General features: G+C 61.0%; 26 protein-coding genes and 1 pseudogene. 23 read left to right on the top strand and 4 right to left on the bottom strand.

Going from position 1 to position 20,250, the window contains the following annotated elements:
* The 4 genes from ELH03_RS35195 to ELH03_RS35180 all read right to left on the bottom strand — a co-directional run bounded on the left by ELH03_RS35195 (position 1) and on the right by ELH03_RS35180 (position 3,378).
* Positions 1 to 645, bottom strand: a complete 645-nt coding sequence (locus ELH03_RS35195; RefSeq protein ID WP_128404972.1) for an ABC transporter permease — start codon at positions 643 to 645, stop codon at positions 1 to 3.
* Positions 635 to 1,762: an ABC transporter ATP-binding protein gene (locus tag ELH03_RS35190; RefSeq protein ID WP_128404973.1), complete on the bottom strand. Its 1,128-nt coding sequence runs from the start codon at positions 1,760 to 1,762 to the stop codon at positions 635 to 637. The genes ELH03_RS35195 and ELH03_RS35190 overlap by 11 nt, the downstream gene beginning before the upstream one ends.
* Positions 1,763 to 2,030: 268 nt before the next feature.
* Positions 2,031 to 2,741, bottom strand: a complete 711-nt coding sequence (gene hutC, locus ELH03_RS35185; RefSeq protein WP_128404974.1) for a histidine utilization transcriptional repressor HutC — start codon at positions 2,739 to 2,741, stop codon at positions 2,031 to 2,033.
* 19 nt (positions 2,742 to 2,760) lie between these two features.
* Entirely contained in the window at positions 2,761 to 3,378 is a 618-nt protein-coding gene (locus ELH03_RS35180; RefSeq protein ID WP_197729813.1) for a LuxR C-terminal-related transcriptional regulator, read from the bottom strand.
* A 374-nt stretch (positions 3,379 to 3,752) separates the two neighbouring features.
* On the opposite strand from ELH03_RS35180, the gene ELH03_RS35175 reads away from it, so the two are divergent.
* The 23 genes and pseudogenes from ELH03_RS35175 (at position 3,753) to ELH03_RS35075 (ending at position 20,243) form a co-directional block, all read left to right on the top strand.
* The gene (locus ELH03_RS35175) at positions 3,753 to 4,727 is read left to right on the top strand and encodes a CobW family GTP-binding protein (RefSeq protein WP_130660171.1); all 975 of its coding nucleotides are present in this window, start codon (positions 3,753 to 3,755) and stop codon (positions 4,725 to 4,727) included.
* A gap of 37 nt (positions 4,728 to 4,764) precedes the next feature.
* The gene (locus ELH03_RS35170) at positions 4,765 to 5,265 is read left to right on the top strand and encodes a DUF1097 domain-containing protein (protein WP_105008789.1); all 501 of its coding nucleotides are present in this window, start codon (positions 4,765 to 4,767) and stop codon (positions 5,263 to 5,265) included.
* Between the two features lie 35 nt (positions 5,266 to 5,300).
* Positions 5,301 to 6,044, top strand: coding sequence for a nitrile hydratase subunit beta (nthB, locus tag ELH03_RS35165; RefSeq protein WP_128404976.1), 744 nt, complete (start codon positions 5,301 to 5,303; stop codon positions 6,042 to 6,044).
* A gap of 25 nt (positions 6,045 to 6,069) precedes the next feature.
* On the top strand, positions 6,070 to 6,687 hold the full coding sequence (gene nthA, locus ELH03_RS35160) for a nitrile hydratase subunit alpha (protein WP_130660172.1): 618 nt from the start codon (positions 6,070 to 6,072) through the stop codon (positions 6,685 to 6,687).
* Between the two features lie 10 nt (positions 6,688 to 6,697).
* Positions 6,698 to 7,024 (top strand): nitrile hydratase accessory protein, encoded by a 327-nt coding sequence (locus ELH03_RS35155; RefSeq protein WP_130660173.1) that lies wholly within the window; start codon positions 6,698 to 6,700, stop codon positions 7,022 to 7,024.
* Positions 7,025 to 7,187: 163 nt separating this feature from the next.
* On the top strand, positions 7,188 to 7,376 hold the full coding sequence (locus tag ELH03_RS35150; RefSeq protein ID WP_164902185.1) for a CbtB domain-containing protein: 189 nt from the start codon (positions 7,188 to 7,190) through the stop codon (positions 7,374 to 7,376).
* 13 nt (positions 7,377 to 7,389) lie between these two features.
* On the top strand, positions 7,390 to 8,115 hold the full coding sequence (locus ELH03_RS35145; protein WP_130660174.1) for a CbtA family protein: 726 nt from the start codon (positions 7,390 to 7,392) through the stop codon (positions 8,113 to 8,115).
* Position 8,116: 1 nt separating this feature from the next.
* Positions 8,117 to 8,380 carry a hypothetical protein gene (locus ELH03_RS35140; protein WP_128404981.1) on the top strand — a complete coding sequence of 88 codons (264 nt, stop codon included), beginning with the start codon at positions 8,117 to 8,119 and terminating at the stop codon, positions 8,378 to 8,380.
* A 71-nt stretch (positions 8,381 to 8,451) separates the two neighbouring features.
* Entirely contained in the window at positions 8,452 to 9,477 is a 1,026-nt protein-coding gene (locus tag ELH03_RS35135) for a GlxA family transcriptional regulator (RefSeq protein ID WP_128404982.1), read from the top strand.
* A 539-nt stretch (positions 9,478 to 10,016) separates the two neighbouring features.
* Positions 10,017 to 10,202: pseudogene (locus ELH03_RS38380) on the top strand (LysR family transcriptional regulator); the annotation flags it as partial.
* 72 nt (positions 10,203 to 10,274) lie between these two features.
* Positions 10,275 to 10,919 carry a LysR substrate-binding domain-containing protein gene (locus ELH03_RS35130; RefSeq protein WP_245461808.1) on the top strand — a complete coding sequence of 215 codons (645 nt, stop codon included), beginning with the start codon at positions 10,275 to 10,277 and terminating at the stop codon, positions 10,917 to 10,919.
* A gap of 119 nt (positions 10,920 to 11,038) precedes the next feature.
* On the top strand, positions 11,039 to 11,935 hold the full coding sequence (locus ELH03_RS35125) for an NAD-dependent epimerase/dehydratase family protein (protein WP_128404984.1): 897 nt from the start codon (positions 11,039 to 11,041) through the stop codon (positions 11,933 to 11,935).
* A gap of 52 nt (positions 11,936 to 11,987) precedes the next feature.
* Positions 11,988 to 12,956, top strand: a complete 969-nt coding sequence (locus ELH03_RS35120) for an aldo/keto reductase (RefSeq protein WP_130767528.1) — start codon at positions 11,988 to 11,990, stop codon at positions 12,954 to 12,956.
* Positions 12,957 to 13,020: 64 nt separating this feature from the next.
* Entirely contained in the window at positions 13,021 to 13,845 is an 825-nt protein-coding gene (locus tag ELH03_RS35115) for an aldo/keto reductase (protein ID WP_130767527.1), read from the top strand.
* Between the two features lie 455 nt (positions 13,846 to 14,300).
* Positions 14,301 to 14,633 (top strand): Dabb family protein, encoded by a 333-nt coding sequence (locus tag ELH03_RS35110; protein ID WP_130767526.1) that lies wholly within the window; start codon positions 14,301 to 14,303, stop codon positions 14,631 to 14,633.
* Positions 14,634 to 14,657: 24 nt separating this feature from the next.
* A complete protein-coding gene (locus ELH03_RS35105; RefSeq protein ID WP_130767525.1) occupies positions 14,658 to 15,218 on the top strand; it encodes an ATP-binding cassette domain-containing protein in 561 nt (186 codons plus the stop codon).
* Between the two features lie 92 nt (positions 15,219 to 15,310).
* Positions 15,311 to 15,595, top strand: a complete 285-nt coding sequence (locus ELH03_RS35100) for a YciI family protein (RefSeq protein WP_130660179.1) — start codon at positions 15,311 to 15,313, stop codon at positions 15,593 to 15,595.
* Between the two features lie 48 nt (positions 15,596 to 15,643).
* Complete coding sequence (locus ELH03_RS35095; protein ID WP_130767524.1) at positions 15,644 to 16,705, top strand: maleylacetate reductase; 1,062 nt, start codon at positions 15,644 to 15,646, stop codon at positions 16,703 to 16,705.
* Positions 16,706 to 16,747: 42 nt separating this feature from the next.
* Complete coding sequence (locus ELH03_RS35090; protein WP_130767523.1) at positions 16,748 to 17,659, top strand: intradiol ring-cleavage dioxygenase; 912 nt, start codon at positions 16,748 to 16,750, stop codon at positions 17,657 to 17,659.
* A 258-nt stretch (positions 17,660 to 17,917) separates the two neighbouring features.
* Positions 17,918 to 18,148 (top strand): SDR family NAD(P)-dependent oxidoreductase, encoded by a 231-nt coding sequence (locus ELH03_RS35085; RefSeq protein WP_165420558.1) that lies wholly within the window; start codon positions 17,918 to 17,920, stop codon positions 18,146 to 18,148.
* Positions 18,149 to 18,211: 63 nt separating this feature from the next.
* Complete coding sequence (locus ELH03_RS37690) at positions 18,212 to 18,394, top strand: hypothetical protein (RefSeq protein WP_165447347.1); 183 nt, start codon at positions 18,212 to 18,214, stop codon at positions 18,392 to 18,394.
* A 67-nt stretch (positions 18,395 to 18,461) separates the two neighbouring features.
* On the top strand, positions 18,462 to 19,232 hold the full coding sequence (locus ELH03_RS35080) for an SDR family NAD(P)-dependent oxidoreductase (protein WP_245504932.1): 771 nt from the start codon (positions 18,462 to 18,464) through the stop codon (positions 19,230 to 19,232).
* A gap of 96 nt (positions 19,233 to 19,328) precedes the next feature.
* Positions 19,329 to 20,243 carry a sugar phosphate isomerase/epimerase family protein gene (locus tag ELH03_RS35075; protein ID WP_197730033.1) on the top strand — a complete coding sequence of 305 codons (915 nt, stop codon included), beginning with the start codon at positions 19,329 to 19,331 and terminating at the stop codon, positions 20,241 to 20,243.
* The last annotated feature ends 7 nt before the right edge of the window (positions 20,244 to 20,250 follow it).

The following is a 20,250-nucleotide window of genomic DNA, read 5'->3' as shown; positions in this document are numbered from 1 at the left end:
TCACACCTTTCTCGGCCGCCAGGGCGTCAGCCAACGATTGAGCAGGATCACCAGACCGTCGAGGACAACGGCAAGCAACAGGCAAAGCACGATGCCGGCGATCAGCGGCGTGACGAACCGAAGCTGAAGACCTTGCGTGAACAGCAGCCCGAGCTGCGGCGTCCCGATCAATGCCGCGACGGAAACGATGCTGACATTGGAGACGAGCGCGACGCGCAGGCCCGCCGCGATGACAGGCACGGCAATCGGCAACTCGACCAGGAAAAACCGCTGTAAAGGCCGATACCCCATGGCGGTCGCGGCCTGCAGCGTATCCGGGGGGACGGCGCCAAGGCCGTCGCTGACGGTGCGGACAAGCAGGGCAAGGGAGTAGACCGTCAGCGCCACGACCACGTTGAGCGGATCGAGGATCTTCGTGTGGAGCACCAGAGGCAGAAGAACGAAGAGCGCGAGCGACGGGATGGTGTAGAGCAGACCGGCAACGCCAAGGATCGCCGATTTGAACAGCCCGCTCTTATGCGCCAGCCATCCAAGCGGCAGCGAAAGGATGAGGGCGGCGATGACGGGAATGACGGAAAGACCGACATGCCACCAGAACAGGTTGGCAATGTTCCCGGACTCACGCAGCAGCCAGTCAAACCGCATGGTCCGCTCCCTTCACCGGAGCCGCCGGATCTTCCGATCCGTCGAGCAGCACAACCAGATCCGCAACCCCGATGCAGCCCATCAGCTGGCCCTTGTCGTCGACGACGACACCGCGGCGGCTGGGCGAGCTCAAAGCCGCGTCGAGAAGCTGTCGTAGCGAGCCGTCAGCCGAAGCGAGCGTGCCGCTGAGATTGAGGTCGCCCATCCGGATCGGCCCCTGCAGGCTTGCCGGTTCCGTCCAGCCAAGGGGCTCTCCGCGCTCGTTGGTGACAAGCAGCCACCGATCCTTGGTGGCACCTCGCGCTGCTTCCGGCGTATCGCCGAGGCGCACGGTCGGCTCGGTCTTGACAGCCAGCCGTCCATTGGCGCCGACGAAACCCAGGAAACGATAGCCTCGGTCGCGGCCGACGAAATTGGCGACGAAGGCATCGGCCGGTTTCGTCAGCAGCTCCTGCGGCGTCGCGATCTGAGCGAGCTCGCCGCCGACGCGCAGGACGGCGACCTGGTCGCCGAGCTTAAGCGCCTCGTCGATATCATGGGTGACCATGATGATGGTCTTGCCCATTTCTCGCTGAAGACGCAGGAACTCGTCCTGAAGCTGTGTGCGGACGATGGGATCGACGGCGCTAAAGGGCTCGTCCATCAGCATGAACTTGGGATTGGACGCCAAGGCGCGCGCCACGCCGACGCGCTGCTGCTGCCCTCCCGAAAGCTGCCAGGGATAGCGATCCGCAAAGCCCTGCGAGAGACCGACACGCTCGAGCAGTTCCAGCGCAATCGCGCGAGCCTGCTTTTTCGGCGTGCCGTTCAGACGGGCGGTCGTCGCGACATTGTCGATGATCGTCCGGTGCGGGAAGAGGCCGGCATGCTGAATGACATAGCCGATCCGACGGCGAAGCACCGCTTCATCCATCCGCGATGTCGGCTCGTCGCCCAGCCGGATCGTGCCGGAGCTCGGAGCCACGAGACGATTGATCATGCGCAGCGATGTCGTCTTGCCGCATCCGGACGGCCCGACAAGCACCGTCAATTTACCGGTCGGCGCCGTGAACGACAGTTCGTTCACCGCCACAACATCGCCGTGATAGCGCTTCGTCACATTTTCGAAAGTGATCAACCTGGCTCACCATACCTATATGTACCTGTATATATAGGTTACATAAAAGTGAGGGACGCGCAACCGGGCAAGACCAGTTTTTAGTCTTTATGCTGAATTGCACATAAAATGTGCGATTGGAGGATGGGGCCGTTTAAAGACGCGCCACAGACTGGATCAAATGCGCTACCACGGGCGCCAGGTCTTCCCGGTCGATGCACCGGATCTTGGATTTGGATGGCCAGCAGCGCTCATTCCAAGATCAAAGCTTCCGCCTTCGTGCCGGTCATCAGCGGCTATCTCGAGTGATGAAAGTATGGCGGGTCCCCGGATGGATGAAACGTGTGAATGTTGTGACATCATCACCGACCCAAGTCTTTCTCGTGACAACAAGGCAAGGATCGCTCTCGTTGAGTTCCAGAAGCTGTGCTTCTTTGGCAGTTGGAAGGACAGCCTGGATTTCGTTCTCCGTGCGCGTTGGAAGCGCGATCGACTGAAGATAGTCTGTCGTGGAATAACTGGTGAAGTTCTGGTTGAGATAGCCGGGAGCAAAGACAGGAGATACAAATCGGTCTTCTAGTTGCACCGGGCTGCCGTTTGCACAGTAGACGATAAGCGAGTGGAAGACGGGAACCCGAGCTCTTGTTCCCATTCGCTGCGCAATGTCGGGCGGGACACTTGTCTGCTCGACGGCGTGCACGCGAATCGATAGGACTTCTCCGCGGTTTCGTATGTCGTCCGCAATATTGTGCAATAGCACGAAAGTAGACGAAGCCCGGGGCGGAGCAACAAACGTTCCAACGCCGGCAATCCTCTGTAGCACACCGCTGACGGTCAGCTCGCGCAGCGCGCGATGGGCGGTCAATCGAGATGATCCCAACTCGGCGGCAAGCTGGTTTTCGCTTGGTATTTTCGCGCCGGGGCGGAACGTGCCATCCGCGATTCGTTCTAGCACATGGAGTTTGATTTGTTCGTATAAAGGCTGCGGCTGCGAGAGCATGCAATCTCCATGTAAAAATTCAAGGCGAGCGCTTACGCCAGCGAGTTCTTTTCTTTTTCGCTGACGATGCAAACTTATAGCACGTGAACTTGTATAGGCGATGGCTCTTCGAGAACGCCCCAATGACGGCCGCCTCTCGATTGTTGAAGGCTATCCCTGCAAAAGGAGTTGTATGAGCGCTTCCGTTGGGCGCGTCGTACTTCCGGAGCAAACGCCTCCGATAAACATCCACAGTACGAGGGCTGATATCGAGCGCCCTTGCCCCTTCCTTGCCTGTTTTTCCTTCGAACATCAAAGCTGCGATATCCCGTTCTCGAGGTGTCAGCGAGGTGCGCAGTGATTGGCCGGGCGTCTCGTTCTTGGCAATCTCCGTGAAGACCCAAAGCGTGTGGGAGTGAGCTTCTTCCGGTGTGTAGGTAAAGCCACGAACCCGCACCCAAGAGAGGTCGCCATCCTGCCGACGCATCACGCGGTCGTCTGAAAAATTCCGGTCCTGCGACAAATATTCGCCGACGCGCTGTCCCGCCTGCTCGAAGTCGGTCTGAGTCGGATATCCGATCGATGCCGGCTGGCTATGCAGCCTTACGGAAGGCAGAGACTTGTTGTCCCGTTCCGCCACCCATTTTGAATTGGCCAATCAGCTCGCGTAGCGTGACGCTCTCCTTCGCAAGCGACGCGGACGCGGCACTCGCCTCCTAGCGAAACGATATCCGATAGACTCCAGCCCGAGCTCGCCGATGATCGAAAAAATGCAACAAGATCAATTAATAGACTATATGCACAATTTTTGTTCATATCCAAAAACGCCCATCATTTTGGCAGTTTTTGCAATTTCTTTGGCCGAATATGAGACGTCGGCCCTATTGCCTCCTGGCGGCATTACCATTGTAATTCCTCTCGTTCGATCGACGCCAATGCAGCATCGGACCCGCAAACAGTAACATAGCCGCCTTTTCGCCTCGGTCAGCCGACTGGGATGGTAGGCGCGTCCGAACGCCGAGGGATGAGGCCATGACAAAGCTTGCGACGACAATTCTGACCGGGTTCCTCGGGGCCGGGAAGACCACGCTTCTCAATCACCTACTGACCTTGATCGGAATCGAGCGCGTGGCGGTGATCGTCAACGAGTACGGCGAGGTCGGCATCGACGGAAAGCTTGTCGTGCCGACGACCGACGAGATCATCGAGCTGAACAATGGCTGCATCTGCTGCACCGTGAGAGGCGATCTCATCTCCGCGATCGGCGAACTGCTGCGCTCCGGCCGGCCGATCGACCGCATCATCATCGAGACCTCGGGTCTTGCCGATCCGGCGCCCGTCATCCAGTCCTTCCTTCTCGACGAAACGCTCGCCGAACGGCTGCAGCTCGATGCGATCGTGACCGTCGTCGATGCCCGCCACGTGAAGCAGCAGCTTTCACAGGACGAGGCGATGGAGCAGATCAGCTTCGCAGACGTGCTGCTGCTCAACAAGATCGATCTGGAGAGTGCCGAGGATCTGGCCGCCACCGAGCAGCATCTGCGCGGGATCAATCCGCTCGCCCGGATCATCCGAACGAGCGATTGCAAGGTCGAACTCTCCGCGGTGCTCGACGTAGGTGCCTTCGATCTCAAGAACATCCTGGCGATCGATCCCGATATACTCAAGGACCATGAACACGAGCACGACCAGAGCATCGGCTGCGTGGCGATCCAGGAATTCGGCCCGCTCGATCCGGCGGCGCTGAACATCTGGCTCAATCGCCTGGTTCAAGAGATCGGCACGGACCTTTTCCGCATGAAGGGCGTGCTGCACTTTCAAGGCGAACAGCGCCGCTATGTCTTTCACGGCGTGCACATGACACTCGAAGGACGCCCGGGGAAAGCCTGGGCACCTTCGGAAACGCGGCTTAACGAAATCGTTTTCATCGGTAGGAACCTCGACGAGGCGATGCTTCGCGACGGCTTCATGAGCTGCCTCAGCCAGCCCCGCGCGCTGGCGTCCTGATCCGCATCCGCCCAACCCTCAACAAGGAGACAGACCCATGCCCCCGCTCGTTGCCGCAATGATCAGCCTCGGTGTGCTCGGTGCCATCGACACCTATATCACCGCGACGATATTTCCCGTTCCCGTGTGGGTCACCTTCATCGCCTGGGCTTCGTTCTTCGCCTGCGGCGGTGGAAATCAGGGACTGGTCAAATCGATCGTCTCCAACTGGACCGGCATCGGGATCGCCTCGATCACCCTGCTGATCATCCAATATGGCCCGGCCCATCCGATCTTCGCCGCGATCCTGGTCGGCGCCGGCACGGCGGCAATGATCCTCGTCTCGGCCATCCCGATCCTGAGCTTTCCTCCGGCGATCGTCTTCGGCTTCGCTTCGCTCGTTGGCACCAGCGCGGCAACGGACACGACGATCGTCACCGCAGGTCTCAATCATCCGACCCTCGTCGCCATGGCGGCGATGCTGCTCGGCGGTGTCTTCGGCCTGATATCGGAAATCGGAACCCATCTTCTGGCCGGCAAGAAATCCGCGACCGCCTGATCATCTCCCTCGCCACTTCATAAAGGAACGATCCGATGAAACTTCAGCACTATCTTGGCGGCCTTGAGGGGCTGGGTCCAGTGAGCACCGAAACGCGCATCTTTGTCGATGTCTGGGAGACCAGGATCTTCGGCATCCATACGGCGATGATGGCCCTTTCGCCGCAGCTTCCGCTTCCCGAGACGCCGTCGACATTCAAGACCATCTGGACCTGGGCGGATCTCAGGAAGGGGGCGGAGTCCCTCAATCCCTTCGATTACTTCAAGTTTCGCTATTACGAGAAGTGGCTCGGCGGGATATCGGGATACTTCGTCGACAACGGCTACATCACCGCCGAAGAGCTCGATGCGCTGACTGAGGAATATTACAACGAGCCGTCGAAGCCGCTGCCCGGAGCCGGCGATGAGGCGATCGACCAGCGCGTCGTGCAATATCTTGTCGAAGGCGACAGCCCCAAGCGCGACGTCGCCGTGACCTTCGAATTCAAGGTCGGCGATACGGTGGCGATCCGCAATGTGCCGACCGTCGAGCATACGAGGCTGCCCGGCTTTCTCCGCAACAAGTTCGGAACGATCGAGACCGTCTATGACGGCGCTTACACCTATCTTTGCGACACCGGCCCCGACGGCGTCGGCGCGGCGATGCCGGTCTACTGCGTTCGCTTCGAACCGAGCGACCTCTGGCCTGACAATGCTGAGAGGAACTTCAGCCTCTACGCCGATCTCTACGCACACTATGTCGAGGCACCGGAAGCCGCCGAAGCCTCGAAGGCCGCCTGAGCCGCTAGTCAAGGAGCGAACAACTATGATGGACCGTTTTCACTATCGCCAGGACCGGGAAGCCTACAGTGCCGCCCGCGTCAAAGCCCTGGAAGCCCTGCTGATCAAGAAGGGCGTGATCACCGACAAAACCGTCGATACCGTCCTCGATTTCTTCGAGACCAAGATGGGGCCGTTCAACGGCGCAAAGATCGTCGCGCGCGCCTGGGTCGACCCCACGTTCAAGGACAGGCTCGTCGCCGACACGCCGAAGGCCATCGCCGAGCTTCAGTTGCCCGAAGGCATGGCGGGCGCCGAGGGCGAGCACATGCGCGCGGTGGCCAACGCCCCCGATGTCCATAACCTCATCATCTGCACGCTGTGCTCCTGCTATCCCTGGCCGGTGCTCGGCCTGCCGCCCTACTGGTACAAGGACCCGACCTTCCGCAGCCGCGCCGCCCGCGAGCCGCGCGCCGTGCTGACGGAGTTCGGGCTCGCGGTTCCCGATGCGGTCGAGATCAAGGTCTGGGATTCCAGCGCCCAGATCCGCTGGTTCGTCGTGCCGGAACGCCCGGCCGGCACGGATGGGCTTTCCGAAGCCGAACTCGAGGCCCTTGTCACCCCGGAAGCGATGATGGGTGTCGCCGTCGCCAGGGCAGCGTGAGGAGGGCGCCGTGCTGACGCAATTCGAGCATTTCGCCGTCACCGAGATGATGGGCAGCACCGACAATCCGCCGCGGGCGAACGGCTCGCTTTGCTTCGGCAGCGAGTGGGAGCGAAAGGCCTTCGGCATGGCGCTTGCGCTCGCTAAGGACGGCTTCTTCGAATGGGACGAGTTCCGGGACGAGCTGATCGGCGCGATCGGCGCCTGGGAGGCCGCCCACCCGGTCGATCGATCCTCCTGGAACTACTACGATCAGTTCCTGGCCGCCCTCGAAAAGGCCGTGGTGAAATCCGGCGTCATCGACGCAGACGAGATCAAGGCCGCCTTCGCGGCCTGATCAGCATGGAGCACCACGCGTCCACCTGGACGCGCCAATGCTCTATCACTTTGAATTGGCGCATAGTCCTTTCCGAAAACCGATTCCGATTTTCGGGGTTATGCGCTGGCCCTTCAGTCAACATGTTATCGGCGCCGAACGCGCCAAGTTGAAAGGTTTTCCGATGTCCACGCCCACTCTCGTCTCATCCTCGGCACCTGTTGCCACGGCCTCCGCGACCAGGCTGCTTCAGTCGGCGATTGCCGCCTGCCTCGGCCTAATGATCGTCGGCTTTGTCGGCTTTTCGCATATCGAAGTCGTCCACAATGCTGCGCATGACACACGCCACGCCAACGCGTTTCCGTGCCATTGAGAGGAGAATGACAATGTCGCTTTTTCGCTCGATCGTCTTCACCGCGGTGCTCGTCGGCAGCATCGTCGGCACCACTGTCACGGCCGTCCAGTTCTTCGGCACGAGCCAGCTCATCGTCAAGGCTGAAGTCTACGAGAAGGCGGGTGAGGTACTGCCGGCGGCAGACGCCGCAGCCGCTGTTCCCGCCGGACACGATCATGCGGCGATGGCCGAACATGATCATGAAGAGGGAGGTTGGGAGCCCGCCGATGGTCTCGAGCGGACGGCCTTCACGCTGGCCGCCAATATTCTCACCGCCATCGGCTATGCGCTGGCGCTGACCGGGTTGATCTCGATGCGCGGCAAGGCGCTCGGCTGGCGTGAGGGGTTGATATGGGGACTGGCGGGGTTTGCCTGCGTGATGATCGCGCCGATGCTGGGATTGCCGCCCGAACTGCCGGGCACGCCATCGGCGCCGCTTGCCGACCGGCAGGTCTGGTGGATAGCGACGGCGGCTGCGACGGCCTGCGGCCTTGCCCTGATCGCCTTTCACAGGAAGCCATGGACAGCGGTCGCTGCCATCGTGCTGATCGCTGCTCCGCATGTAATCGGTGCGCCGGCTGCGCCCGAGGGCCAGCATGCGCTCGCTCCCGAAACGCTGGAGCATCAGTTCATCGCTGCCGCCGCCATGACCAGCCTCGTCTTCTGGGCGCTGCTTGGATCGCTGACAGGCACGTTCTTCCGGCGTTTCGAGGCATAGGGTGGAAGAGTTGCACCTCATATGGCGCGAGGATATCGACGCACTCCAGTTTGCCGCCGGAAATGGCGGCCAATGCTTCATCCACCGGCTTGCGCTGCGGACATTGCTCGGTCCCAAGCTTTCACCGGACGAATGCCTTACCTTCGCCAAGCAGAACGCCGCTGCCTTGCTCGGCGCCGCCCGGCAGAAGATCGAGGCGAGTGAGGCGCCGGCACATTGGAATTTCCATCTCGACAGCCGGCAGATCCGCCGCGGTCTTTCGTGAGCTGGCAGGCTAATTGCATGGATTGAAGATGCGGGCATTTCCGGATCCGCATCGCAACAGGGGTCAAGGCAATGCGCATCGTTATTCTTTCCCCTCCCGGGGTCCAGTCTCTGGATATCGTCGGTCCCGCCGAGGTCTTCTGGGAAGCCGCCCGAAGGCTTGGCGATATGGACGCATACGACATACAGATCATGTCGACGGGAGCGCCGTCCGTGAGCGGAACGGGCCAGCTTCGGTTCCTGGCCGACCGGACGATCTTCGACCCGGACGAGCCGATCGACACGCTGCTTGTCGCTGGCGACCCATCATTCCAGACGATCGATTCGGACGTCATTGCATGGCTGCAGCGGCGGGTGCCAACGGTGCGACGCTTCGGGTCGATCTGTACGGGCGTGTTCCTGCTCGCGTCGGCGGGGCTGCTCGAGGGAAAGAAGGTGACGACGCATTGGGAATGTGCTGACAAGTTCGCCAGGGACTTTCCGGCGATCGATCTCGATCCCGACGCGATCTATATCCGCGACGGCGCGCTCATCACGGCGGCGGGCGTCACCTCGGGCATCGATCTGGCGCTCTCGCTGGTCGAAGAGGATCACGGGCGCGACATTGCGATGATCGTCGCCCGCTACATGGTGATGTTCATGAAGCGTCCCGGAGGACAATCGCAGTTCAGCGCCCACCTCGTCGGTCAGATGTCGGAAACGACGCTGATCCAGAAGGCGCAGGAATATGTGCTGGCAAATCTCGGCGCTCCGCTCGCCGTCGATGATCTTGCGCAGAAGATCGGCATGAGCAAACGCAATTTTGCCCGAGTATTTCGCCGTGAGCTCGGCATGACACCGGCTGATTTCGTCACGGCGGCGCGAACCGATGCGGCCCGCCGCTTGCTGGAGGATACCGCCCAGCCGCTACAAAAGATCGCCGCCATGTGCGGCTTTAGCGACGTCAACGCGATGCGCCGCGCGTTTGCGCGAACGATCGGCGTTAGCCCGAACCACTATCGCGGCCGCTTTCAACGCCCCGCGCCCGCCAGTTTCGAGCGATTGAAGCATTCAGCCTACGAGATCCGGTTGGGATCCCGTCCGGAATTACGATTGTAAGCGAGCGCTCGGCGCAACCGTTGTTCGGCTGAGCAGTGCCGGACCACCTTTCAGCTGCTTGTTGGTGCCACTTTCCAGGCGCCTGAGAATTTGGTGTAGTTTCAGGAGTGATATCTCTCTGATCTCGTGAGCACGTCCGAGAAAATTGCGCTGCGGCCTGGCTCGCCTCGGCCAATGAACCGCGAATGTTGGATGCTCGGCCTTAAGGATTACGAGCGCGGCACCACTTGGCTTCGCCGCGATTGCGATGGCGGTGGTTGCAATCTGTTCCGAATCTCGTCATCGGTATGCTGCCATGGTCCATCGCAACATTGGCCAACGCAGCTCAGGGGCGCTCCGACATCAGGTCGTAGAGCGCCCTCGCCTTTTCGATTACCATTGTCGAAGATTGAAAGGCGCTACGATACCGGGTAATTCTGTGATCAGCATTGGAGGATCCGTGCCGGTAAAGCAGCATGCGGGCGCTGAGTTGCACCGAACGAGCTAGAGCCTTTAAGACCAGTTGCGAAGCATCGCCAAACTAGCCTCCTGAGATCAACATGCAGTTCAAGCGCAATGAAATTCACGAACTGACGATCTTTCTCGCGATAGTCCAGTACCGTAGTTTTCGGAAAGCGGCGGATCACCTGGAAGTAACGGCTTCCGCCCTGAGCCACAGCATGAAGACGCTTGAGCAACGGCTGGGCGTTCGCCTCCTTAATCGAACCAGCCGCAGCGTTGCACCAACCGCTGCCGGAACAGCCCTCGCCGAGAAGATTTCTGCTGGGCTCGAGCTTATCAACTCCGGATTGGAGGACTTGAACGGACATTATCAAGGTGGCGCCGGCAGCATTCGCATCAATGTTCTGAAAGATGCCGCCGTTCTGCTTTTGCGGCCAGCCATTCCGGTGTTCCAGCAACGCTTCCCGAATGTCGAGCTTGAGGTCGCCGTGGATGACCAGTTCATCGATGTCACCGCGGACGGCTTCGATGCCGGTATCCGGTACAGCGGCACCATCCCGGAAGACATGATCGCAGTTCCTCTCACTCCTCCTTTAAAGTGGGTCGCGGTCGCTGCCCCTGATTATCTCAGAAGTCATGGTCGCCCTGTCATGCCGGAGGACCTCAATTCCCACCACTGCATCCGGATACGGACGGGCCGCGGCCAGATCTACAAGTGGGAATTCGAACGCGGCGATGACCGGCGCGAGATCGACGTTCCCGGAGCGCTGATATCAGGCGAAACCGATCTTGCCATCAATGCGGCTCTGGAAGGCGCCGGGCTGTGCTATTGCCTGGAACGGTTGGCAAGCCCCTACGTTTCCGCAGGCCGCCTGGAAGTCGTCCTTCCCAAATGGGCATCGATAGGGCCGCCGTTTTCGATGTATTATTCCAGCCGGCGGCAGCTTCCCTTCGGCGTCGACGCGCTGATCAAGATCGTTCGCGGCTTGAACGGATTTTAGCGGCTGTTTCCAATCGATGAGCCAGGCTCATCGGTTCAGTGATTTCCACTCTATTGATTCATCGCTCTCCCGCGTTGTACCGCTTCCATCGAACCTTCATCAGGAAGCGGACACATCACATGAGCAAGCGGATCATCTTTACCGGCGGTAGCGGCAAGGCCGGCCGCCATGCGGTTCCATATCTGGTGGGGAAGGGACACAAGGTCCGCAACCTCGACCTCGTTCCCTTGAACTGCCCCGGCGTGCAGACGTTGATCACCGATCTCAGCGATAGCGGCCAGACCTTCAACGCCCTGTCGATGCATTTCAGCGGCGAGGGTCTGCAGGCGCCGGGCGGACCGGCCAAGGTCGATGCCGTCGTGCATTTCGCCGCTATACCGAGCCTGCTGCTCAAGCCCGACAACCAGACTTTTTTGGTCAATGCGATCTCGACCTACAACGTCATTGAAGCGGCGGTGAAGCTCGGCATTCCGAAGGTGATCATCGCGTCCAGCGAAACGACCTACGGCGTCTGTTTTGCCGAGGGCGACAAGGATTTCCATTCCTTTCCGCTCGAAGAAGACTATGACATCGACCCGATGGACAGCTATGGGCTCTCCAAGGTCGTCAACGAGAAGACGGCCCGCGCCTTTGCGATGCGCAGCGGCATCGACATCTACGCCCTGCGGATCGCCAACGTCATCGAACCGCATGAATATGAGCGTTTTCCGGGATTCCTTGCCGATCCGCTATCGCGCAAGCGCAACGCCTGGAGCTACATTGATGCCCGCGATCTCGGGCAGATCGTCGATCTTTGCCTGCAGGCCGACGGCCTCGGTTTCCAGGTCTTTAATGCCGTCAACGACACGATCACGGCAAGCGAGCCAACGCGGGATTTCCTCGACAAATGGGCGCCGAACACTCCGATCCTCCGGGAGCTCGGCGAATTCGAAGCGCCGCTCTCGAACCGGAAGATCCGGGAGGTGCTGGGTTTCAAGGAAGAACACAACTGGCGAAAATACGTTACCGGCGCATGATGCCGCGAGGCGCATTTCCGGCTCCGCCGATCAACAACTTTGAGGAAAGACCATGAAGACCACAAGACTTGGCAAGACAGGGCTTGAAGTCAGCCGCATCTGCTTCGGCTGCATGTCCTTTGGCAAGCAGACCGACGAACGCCCGTGGGTTCTCGGGCTCGAAGAGGCGCGGCCACTTTACAAGCGCGCATGGGATGCCGGCATCAATTTCTTCGATACGGCCAATGTCTATGCGCAGGGCACCAGCGAAGAGATCACTGGCGTCCTGCTCAAGGAACTGGCGCCCCGCCAGGAGACCGTGCTGGCGACCAAGGTCTTCGGCCGCATGCGTCCCGGGCCGAACGGCCAGGGTCTTTCCCGCGCCGCGATCCTTACCGAAATCGACAACAGCCTGCGCCGCCTCGGCACCGACTATGTCGATCTCTACCAGATCCACCGCTTCGACCCGTTCACCCCGGTCGAAGAAACCATGCAGGCGCTGAACGACGTCGTGCGCGCCGGCAAGGCCCGCTATATCGGCGCATCCTCGATGTGGGCCTGGCAGTTTTCCAAGCTCCAGCATGCAGCCGAGGTCAACGGCTGGACGAAGTTCGTTTCGATGCAGAACCAGGTCAGCCTCACCTATCGCGAGGAAGAACGCGAAATGCTGCCGCTCTGCAGCGATCAGGGTATCGCCGTCCTTCCGTGGAGCCCGCTTGCCGGCGGCAAGCTGACCCGTCCCTGGGGCACCGAGACCAAGCGCGCCACCACCGACCGCTACAACAAGAGCATGTACGAGAAGACCGGCGATCGGGACGTCGTCGAGGCCGTCGAAGCCGTCGCCAAGGCGCGCAAGACGTCCATGGCGCAGGTCGCGATGGCCTGGGTGCTGCAGAAGCCGGTCGTGACCTCGCCGATCGTCGGCGTCAGCAAGATGAGCCATCTCGAAGATGCGATCGCCGCGGTCGACTTCGAACTCACCGGTGATGACGTCAAGGCGCTTGAAGCCCCCTACAAATCGCTGCACGTCGCCGGTTTCTGACGATAACGCCGCGCGGCTTTTCAGACGCACAGTAACGTTTTGGATTGCGGCATAGGAAGAGATCATGACGAAAGAAGCAATGGTCGCTGGCATCCCGCAGATGGGGTACGGCACATGGAACCGCTCGGCCGATGAAGCCCATCAGGGCGTCATCTGGGCGCTCGAAGCCGGATGCCGCCACATCGACACCGCCCAGGGCTACGGCAACGAGCAGGATGTCGCCCGCGGCATCAAGGACGCCGGCGTGGCGCGCAACGAAATCTTCATCACCGCGAAGGTGAAACCCGACAATTACGGCCCTGGAGCCGTCATGCCGTCGGTCAGGGAAAGCCTGGAAAAGCTCCGCGTCGACCAGGTCGACCTGTTGCTCCTGCACTGGCCGTCGCCGCATAACAAATATCCGCTTGCCGATTATCTCGGCCAATTCGTCGAGGTTTTCGATGCCGGCCTTGCCAGGCAGATCGGCGTTTCGAACTTTACCAAAGCGCTGATCGACGAAAGCATCCGCCTGCTCGGCAGCCGCACGATCACGACCAACCAGGTGGAGTGCCATGTCTATATGCAGAACCGGCCGATCATCGATTATTGCCAAGAGCTCGGTATCGCGGTCACGGCCTATTCACCGCTCGCGCGCGGCGCCGTCGTCGGCGACCCAATTCTCGAAGAGATCGGCAGGGCCCGCGGCGCTACCAGCGACCAGATCGCGCTCGCCTTCCTGATCGCCAAGGGGCATGTCGTCATCCCGTCTTCCAGCAAGAGGGGCCGCATCACGCAGAATTTCGAAGCCCGCAAGATCACGCTGACGCCGGCCGAGATCAAACGGATCGAGGGCCTCGAGAAGGGCATGCGACTGGTAAAGGGCGATTGGTGCCCCGTTTGGGACGTGTGACGGTAGTTCGCTGCTCTTTCTTTCACCGCCGTCGACATCGAAATGACAGCCGCCGTTAATGCGTGGGTGGGGCCAGGCTTCGCTGGTTCCAGCCCAGATTTCCGTAGACGTAGAAATAGCCCGATCTTCCTCCCACCCGCACTCTCGGAACGGAAGCGGCGTCCGTTTAACGGCGCTGCATAGCGTAGCACACAGCCGGGCTGTTTCTTGCGCCGAGCGGGAAAGTGTTTCCCTTTGTGAGGTCTTTTTCCCGAAGTTCAGGAAGCTAAGTTTCGACCCACGGCGGAGGAAACAGCCGTTGGGAGGATTTCATGAGCTTCAATTTGTTTTGGTCGGCCTTGTTGCGCCTGCCTAAGCAGGCGTCGAGCCCCTACAGTCGGGAAACGTGATTTCCCAAGACCTCAACCGAGCCGGTCCTCCGGCAGTCCGCAACTCAAAAATCAAGAAGTAGATCGATGATCAAGCATATCGTCATGTGGGACGTCCGTGGGGAAAGCGCCGAAGAAAAGCAGGCCGCCGCCTTTGATCTCAAGACAAAGTTCGAGAGCCTCCGCGGGGAAATCCCCGGACTGTTGTTCCTTGAGGTCGGCATCGACTTCTCTCGCGTCGATTACGCCTGCGATGTCGTGCTCTATTCCGAGTTCACGGACGAAGCGTCCCTTGAGCGCTACGCCACTCATCCCGCGCACCTGCGGGTCAAGGATTCCCTGAAGGACGTCCGGATCGCCCGACACCAAGTCGACTATTCCCCGTTTAAGAGCGTCAGCGCGCATGCAGGCACCGACTGAGGCGTGAAGGCGGAGGAGGAACCTATGACCACGACGATCACGCAGTCCCAAGACCTCATGCCTTCGCCGGTCCTGAACGTCCGAGGCCACCGCAAGACCTACGGCGGAGTCGTCGCTCCGAAGGGTGTCGACTTCGACCTGATGCCGGGCGAAATCCACGGGCTGTGCGGGGAAAACGGAGCCGGCAAATCGACGTTGGTCAAGATTCTCGGTGGTCTTGCCGCCCCGACGGAGGGAGAAATCACAGTCGACGGCGTCCCACTCAAGGGCGGCCGCCGAACCGACCCTCGGCTGATCTCGATCGTCCATCAAGAGCTATCGATCATTCCGGACCTCTCGGTGCTCGACAACGTTCTCTTCGGCGACCAATCTATCTGTGAGTTCCTTTTCCGGGGCATCACCGCGATCGAGAACGGCACGCAGTATGCGAGCGTGCTCCAGTCGCCGATCGACGATGGCGTCTACGCCGCCCAGGCCGTCGCTGACGTCCTCGACGGCAAGACGGTGGAGAAGACCCGCTTCCTGCCGCATGAGATCATTACGAAGGACAACGTGAAGGATTGCTACCCGGCCAACGGGAAGTGATCGACGCAGGCTCGGTCGCGGCGTGCGAGCCGCTATCGCTCCCTCCGAGCTGACCTTTGAGGGAGAGCGATGACGATGAAAGGGAAAAGTCCATGCTCTTTGCGGTTCATTGCCTTGACCATGCGGATGGCCTGCCACGCCGCCTGGCGCACTACGACGCCCACAAGGCGTATCTCTCCGCGGGCGAGGTGAAGACCATAATCTCGGGACCGCTTGTCGCCGATGACGGCGAGACCATGATCGGCTCGCTCTTCGTCTTCGAGGCCGACAAGATCGACGACGTGATCGCGTTCAACAACGACGACCCGTTCGCCCACGCCAATGTCTGGCGGCAAGTGGACATCAACCCGTTCTTGAAGCGCGTCGACAATCGCTAGGAACGCAGGAGGTCCGGTCCGATCGAGGCCGGAATTCGAGGAACCGACATGCAGTCTTTCGTCTATAACGGCCAGTCGGCCAGAGTGATTTTCGGGTCAGGAACGTTGGCCCAGCTTCCCGCGGAAGTCGATCGTCTCGGGCTGAAGCGGGTCTTGGTACTGGCGACGCCGCCGCAGGCCGAGGATGCGGAGAATCTTTCCGCGCTTCTGGGCGCGCGTTCGGTCGGTGTCTATTCCCAAGCGACTATGCACACACCCGTCGACGTGACCGAGGACGCGATGAGGGTCGTGGCCGACAAGAACGTCGACGGCCTGATCGCAGTCGGTGGCGGATCGACCACAGGGTTGGCCAAGGCGATCGCGCTGCGGACCGATCTGCCTCAGATCGTCGCCCCGACCACTTATGCCGGATCGGAAATGACCCCGATCCTTGGCGAGACCAAGGACGGGCAGAAGGTCACGCAGAGCAGCCCGAAGATTCTTCCGGAGGTCGTCATCTACGATGTGGACCTCACCCTCACCCTTCCTGTCGGCATGTCGGGCACCAGCGGCATGAACGCCATCGCCCATGCGGTCGAGGCTCTCTACGCGAAGGAGCGGAACCCGGTCGTGTCGCTGATGGCGCTGGAGGCGATCCGGGCCTTGGCACGGTCGCTGCCGCTTATCCACGACGATCCAGCCGATCGCGACGCGCGAGCCGACGCGCTCTATGGCGCGTGGCTCTCCGGCATCTGTTTGGGTTCGGTGGGCATGGCTCTCCATCATAAGCTCTGCCACACGCTGGGCGGCTCGTTCGATTTGCCACATGCGGAGACCCACACCGTCGTCCTGCCGCACGCGCTCGCCTACAACGCACCCGCTATCCCCGAGGTGATCGAAAAACTCCGGGACGTGCTTGGCCACCAGGACCCCGCTGCGGCGCTTTTCGAACTCGCGGGACGGATCGGCGCGCCGAGGTCTCTGAGAGAGATCGGCATGCCAGAACACGGTGTCGAGGTGGCGACCGAGCGCGCACTGGCCAACCCGTACTGGAACCCCCAACCATTGGAGCACGACGGCATCCGCGCGCTCATCGCCCGCGCCTATGCGGGCGAGGCTCCGGCCATTTGATAGCGAGCAATTCGGGCCGAGGAGGATAGAAAATTGTCTGAGATGAGCAAAACCGAAAGGTCGAAGCCCAAGTATCCCTATTTCGAGGAAGAGACCTCGGTCGACGTCGTCAACGCGCGAATGGGGCCGGACGTCGATCCACGCCTGCGCGAGGTCATGTCCGTTCTGGTGAAGCACCTCCACGCGGCGATCAAGGAGATCGAGCCCACGCACGAGGAATGGCTCCAGGGGGTCAAATTCCTCACCGAGGTCGGGCAGATGTGCTCGGATTGGCGTCAGGAGTTCATCCTACTTTCCGACACCCTCGGCGTCTCGATGCTGGTCGACTCCATCAACCATCGCCGCCCCAACGGTGCGACGGAGAACACGATCCTCGGGCCGTTCTATGTCCCAGCGGCTCCGCGCTACGCCAACGGGACCAATATTTGCCTGGACGGCAAGGGCGAGCCGATGGTCGTGCGCGGACATGTCGTCGACACCGATGGCGAGCCGATCGCCGGCGCTCTCGTCGACGTCTGGCAAACCAATGACGACGGCTTCTATGACGTGCAGCAAAAGGACGTGCAGCCCGACTGGAACCTCCGCGGCGTGTTCACCACGGAAAACGACGGCTCTTACTGGTACCGGGCGGTCAAACCCCGCTACTACCCAATCCCCGACGATGGTCCGGTGGGCAAACTGCTAGGCCACCTGGGCAGACATCCCAACAGAGCCGCGCATATCCACTTCATCGTGAGCGCGCCGGGCTATGACCCTGTCATCACCCACATCTTCACGCCGGACTGCCAGTTCCTCGCGGAAGACTCGGTTTTTGGCGTCAAGGACTCCCTCATAGCGGACTTCCAAAAGGTGACCGATCCGGCACGGGCGTACGAACTCGGATTCGAAAGCCCCTTCTGGTCGGTCGACTGGGATTTCGTCCTCGCCGCGAAAAAAGACACCACGAAAGAGTAATGACGATGCCGCAACTCACCTTCGAACTTCCCGACACGGCTGTAGTGACCGGAGCGTCGTCCGGCCTTGGCCATGGACTTTGCAGCCTTCTCGTTGAGGCGGGAGTGGCCACGGTCGGCGTCGATCTTGCAGCCGCTCAGGACAACCTCGCCGCGCTCGCGGGATACCATCACGTCGCGGGGGATGTCGCCGGAGAGGCTACCTGGGAGAAGGTCGTCGCCCGCCTGAGGTCTTCGGGCGCGAAACGCCATCGGCCTCGTGACGTCTGCAGCCATCCTCGACGTCGGTACAATCCTGGAGGCCACACCTGCGATCATGTCCCGGGCGCTCAACGTCAACATCGTGGGCACTGCGCTGGCGATCAAATTTCTGCTGCCCCTGATGATCGAAGCCCATGACGGGACAATCGTGGCGGTGGCGAGCGTGAACGCCACTTTGGCGGAACAGCAACTCGGTATCTACAACGCCACGAAAGTGGCGGTGCGATAGTTAGCCCGGACGGTCGCGCTCGACCACTCGCGCAGCGGCGTCCGCGTCCTCAGCCCCGGGCCAATGTTGGCCGGCCTCTTCAAACGCCACCTCGAATCCGCCACCGACACCCGCGAAGTCGCGCAGGCGGCGATGTTCTTTTTGTCGAGCGGTTCGACGGCGGTTCTAGGCGCGGACCTCGTCGCGGACGGCGGGCTGACAGCGAGCTTTGATTTCCGAACCGGGGAGGAAGGCGCTTCGATCTGACGCGCCCCCGATATTCAAACAATCCAAGGGACTAGGGAAAAATGAAACTGGACTGAAGGGTAAGATCGTGTTCATCACGGGTGCCGCCAACGGGATCGGCCGCGCGACCGCCGTGGCGTTCGCGCGCGAAGGCGCTACGTTGGGCCTCGTGGACATCGACGAGAAAGCCATGGCCGAGGTCAAGGCCGAAGTCGCCGCCGCGGGCGGAACGGCCCACACCGCAAAGGCGGACCTGTCCACCGGAGTTGGCGTATCGGCGGGCCTGGACGAGTTGCTCAAGGCGACGGGCGGCGCGGTAGACGTGCTCGTGAACAATGTCGGCTCGGGCGCGATCCGCACCTTCGACCAGCTGACCGACGAGGAATGGGAGAAAACCTTCTCCCTTAATTTCATGAGCTATGTCCGGGCTACGCGGAAGCTGCTTCCGATCCTCCGCGAGCGGAAGGGCGTAATCGTCAACAACGGTTCCGATCTCGCCCGTCAGCCGGAACCCGTGCCGATCGACTACTCGGCGTCGAAGGCCGCCGTTCTCGCCCTGACCAAGGGCCTCGCGCGCGCCGAGGGCAAGGCCGTGCGGGTCAACGCGGTCGCTCCGGGACCCATCTGGACCCCGTTCTGGACCAAGCCGGGCGGCTTCGCCGAGACGATGGGCGCGTTCCACAAGATGGAGCCGCATGCGGCTGTCGAGCACGAAATGAAGCTGCGGCAGCTTCCCCTCGAACGCCTTGGGACGCCGGAGGAGGTCGCCAACGTGGTGGTCTTCCTCGCGTCCGACCTCGCCAGCTTCGTCACGTCGGCTGTTTGGGGCGTGGACGGCGGCAGCGTCCGATCGATCTGATCCCATCTCATTGTATATCTTTAGGCTACAATGTTGATCTCGGGTGCGTAATTTATCGCTCCGGGGCTTCAGTATATAAAAAGGCAATTCAAACGCATGCGGCGCGCGGCCGCCGGGAGTATGGCAATGACTGGGAAAAACGGCATCGAGTTGCTGGCGGCGTTCTTCACACTCGGAGGCGACGTCTATCCGTTCGGTCCGACCGAAATCAGCCCGGTCCCCTTCAAGGATCGCGTCGAGGCGGCCGCCAAGGTCGGCTACAAGGGCATGGGCCTGATCCACGCAGACGTTCAGGCGACGGCCGCCCAGATTGGTCTCAAGGAAATGAAGCGGATCGTCGACGACAACGACATCAAATACCTCGAGTACGAGTTCCTCTCCGGCTGGTATCTCGACGGCGAGCGCCGGGCGAAGTCGGACATCATGCGGACGGAGATGCTTGATGTGGCGCAGCGTCTCGGAGTCCGAAATCTCAAGATTGCTCCCGGCCTCGGAGGCGATCTCTACGCGCCGACCGAAGCTGAAATGACGCCCGACGTCGACCGCATGCGCGAGGCATTCGCCGGAGTGTGCCGCGATGCGGCCGAGTACGGTGTCAGGGTGGTCATGGAGATCATGCCATTCTCCAACGTCAGGACACTGGAAGTGGCGCGCGCGATCGTGGAAGAGGCGGATCAGCCCAATGGCGGCTTGCTCATCGACATCTGGCACATGGCGCGCGGCGGCATCCCATACAAGGACATCGAGAAGATCCCGTCCAGGTTCATCGGTTCGATCGAGCTGGACGACGCCGACGCCGACGTGAAGGGCCTCCTTTGGGAAGACACCATCTACCATCGCCGCCTTCCCGGCGAAGGCGTGCTGAAACCCAAAGAGTTCATCCAAGCCGTCAAGAACGCCGGTTACGAAGGCCCGTGGGGCGTCGAGATCATCAGCGAGACCTACCGGAAGCTTCCGCTGGCCGAACAGGCCAGGCGTTCGTTCGAAACCACCGTGGCCCAGTTTAAGTAAAGAAAGA

Origin of the sequence: Rhizobium beringeri (genome assembly GCF_004306515.1) — a bacterium.
Taxonomy (GTDB): Bacteria; Pseudomonadota; Alphaproteobacteria; order Rhizobiales; family Rhizobiaceae; genus Rhizobium; species Rhizobium beringeri.
The sequence above is the reverse complement of the archived record's forward strand: the minus strand, read 5'-3'. Positions and strand labels throughout refer to the sequence as shown.

What these genes read in the sequence shown, in the direction of transcription:
- ELH03_RS35090 (WP_130767523.1), top strand. Translation starts at nt 16,748, where the DNA reads ATGAGCAAAACCGAAAGGTCGAAGCCCAAGTATCCCTATTTCGAGGAA.
- ELH03_RS35110 (WP_130767526.1), top strand. Translation starts at nt 14,301, where the DNA reads ATGATCAAGCATATCGTCATGTGGGACGTCCGTGGGGAAAGCGCCGAA.
- nthA (WP_130660172.1), top strand. Translation starts at nt 6,070, where the DNA reads ATGATGGACCGTTTTCACTATCGCCAGGACCGGGAAGCCTACAGTGCC.
- ELH03_RS35170 (WP_105008789.1), top strand. Translation starts at nt 4,765, where the DNA reads ATGCCCCCGCTCGTTGCCGCAATGATCAGCCTCGGTGTGCTCGGTGCC.
- ELH03_RS35120 (WP_130767528.1), top strand. Translation starts at nt 11,988, where the DNA reads ATGAAGACCACAAGACTTGGCAAGACAGGGCTTGAAGTCAGCCGCATC.
- ELH03_RS35145 (WP_130660174.1), top strand. Translation starts at nt 7,390, where the DNA reads ATGTCGCTTTTTCGCTCGATCGTCTTCACCGCGGTGCTCGTCGGCAGC.
- hutC (WP_128404974.1), bottom strand. Translation starts at nt 2,741, where the DNA reads ATGCTCTCGCAGCCGCAGCCTTTATACGAACAAATCAAACTCCATGTG.
- ELH03_RS35125 (WP_128404984.1), top strand. Translation starts at nt 11,039, where the DNA reads ATGAGCAAGCGGATCATCTTTACCGGCGGTAGCGGCAAGGCCGGCCGC.
- ELH03_RS35100 (WP_130660179.1), top strand. Translation starts at nt 15,311, where the DNA reads ATGCTCTTTGCGGTTCATTGCCTTGACCATGCGGATGGCCTGCCACGC.
- ELH03_RS35115 (WP_130767527.1), top strand. Translation starts at nt 13,021, where the DNA reads ATGACGAAAGAAGCAATGGTCGCTGGCATCCCGCAGATGGGGTACGGC.
- ELH03_RS35095 (WP_130767524.1), top strand. Translation starts at nt 15,644, where the DNA reads ATGCAGTCTTTCGTCTATAACGGCCAGTCGGCCAGAGTGATTTTCGGG.
- nthB (WP_128404976.1), top strand. Translation starts at nt 5,301, where the DNA reads ATGAAACTTCAGCACTATCTTGGCGGCCTTGAGGGGCTGGGTCCAGTG.
- ELH03_RS35135 (WP_128404982.1), top strand. Translation starts at nt 8,452, where the DNA reads ATGCGCATCGTTATTCTTTCCCCTCCCGGGGTCCAGTCTCTGGATATC.
- ELH03_RS37690 (WP_165447347.1), top strand. Translation starts at nt 18,212, where the DNA reads ATGTTGGCCGGCCTCTTCAAACGCCACCTCGAATCCGCCACCGACACC.
- ELH03_RS35175 (WP_130660171.1), top strand. Translation starts at nt 3,753, where the DNA reads ATGACAAAGCTTGCGACGACAATTCTGACCGGGTTCCTCGGGGCCGGG.
- ELH03_RS35195 (WP_128404972.1), bottom strand. Translation starts at nt 645, where the DNA reads ATGCGGTTTGACTGGCTGCTGCGTGAGTCCGGGAACATTGCCAACCTG.
- ELH03_RS35075 (WP_197730033.1), top strand. Translation starts at nt 19,329, where the DNA reads ATGCGGCGCGCGGCCGCCGGGAGTATGGCAATGACTGGGAAAAACGGC.
- ELH03_RS35150 (WP_164902185.1), top strand. Translation starts at nt 7,188, where the DNA reads ATGTCCACGCCCACTCTCGTCTCATCCTCGGCACCTGTTGCCACGGCC.
- ELH03_RS35105 (WP_130767525.1), top strand. Translation starts at nt 14,658, where the DNA reads ATGACCACGACGATCACGCAGTCCCAAGACCTCATGCCTTCGCCGGTC.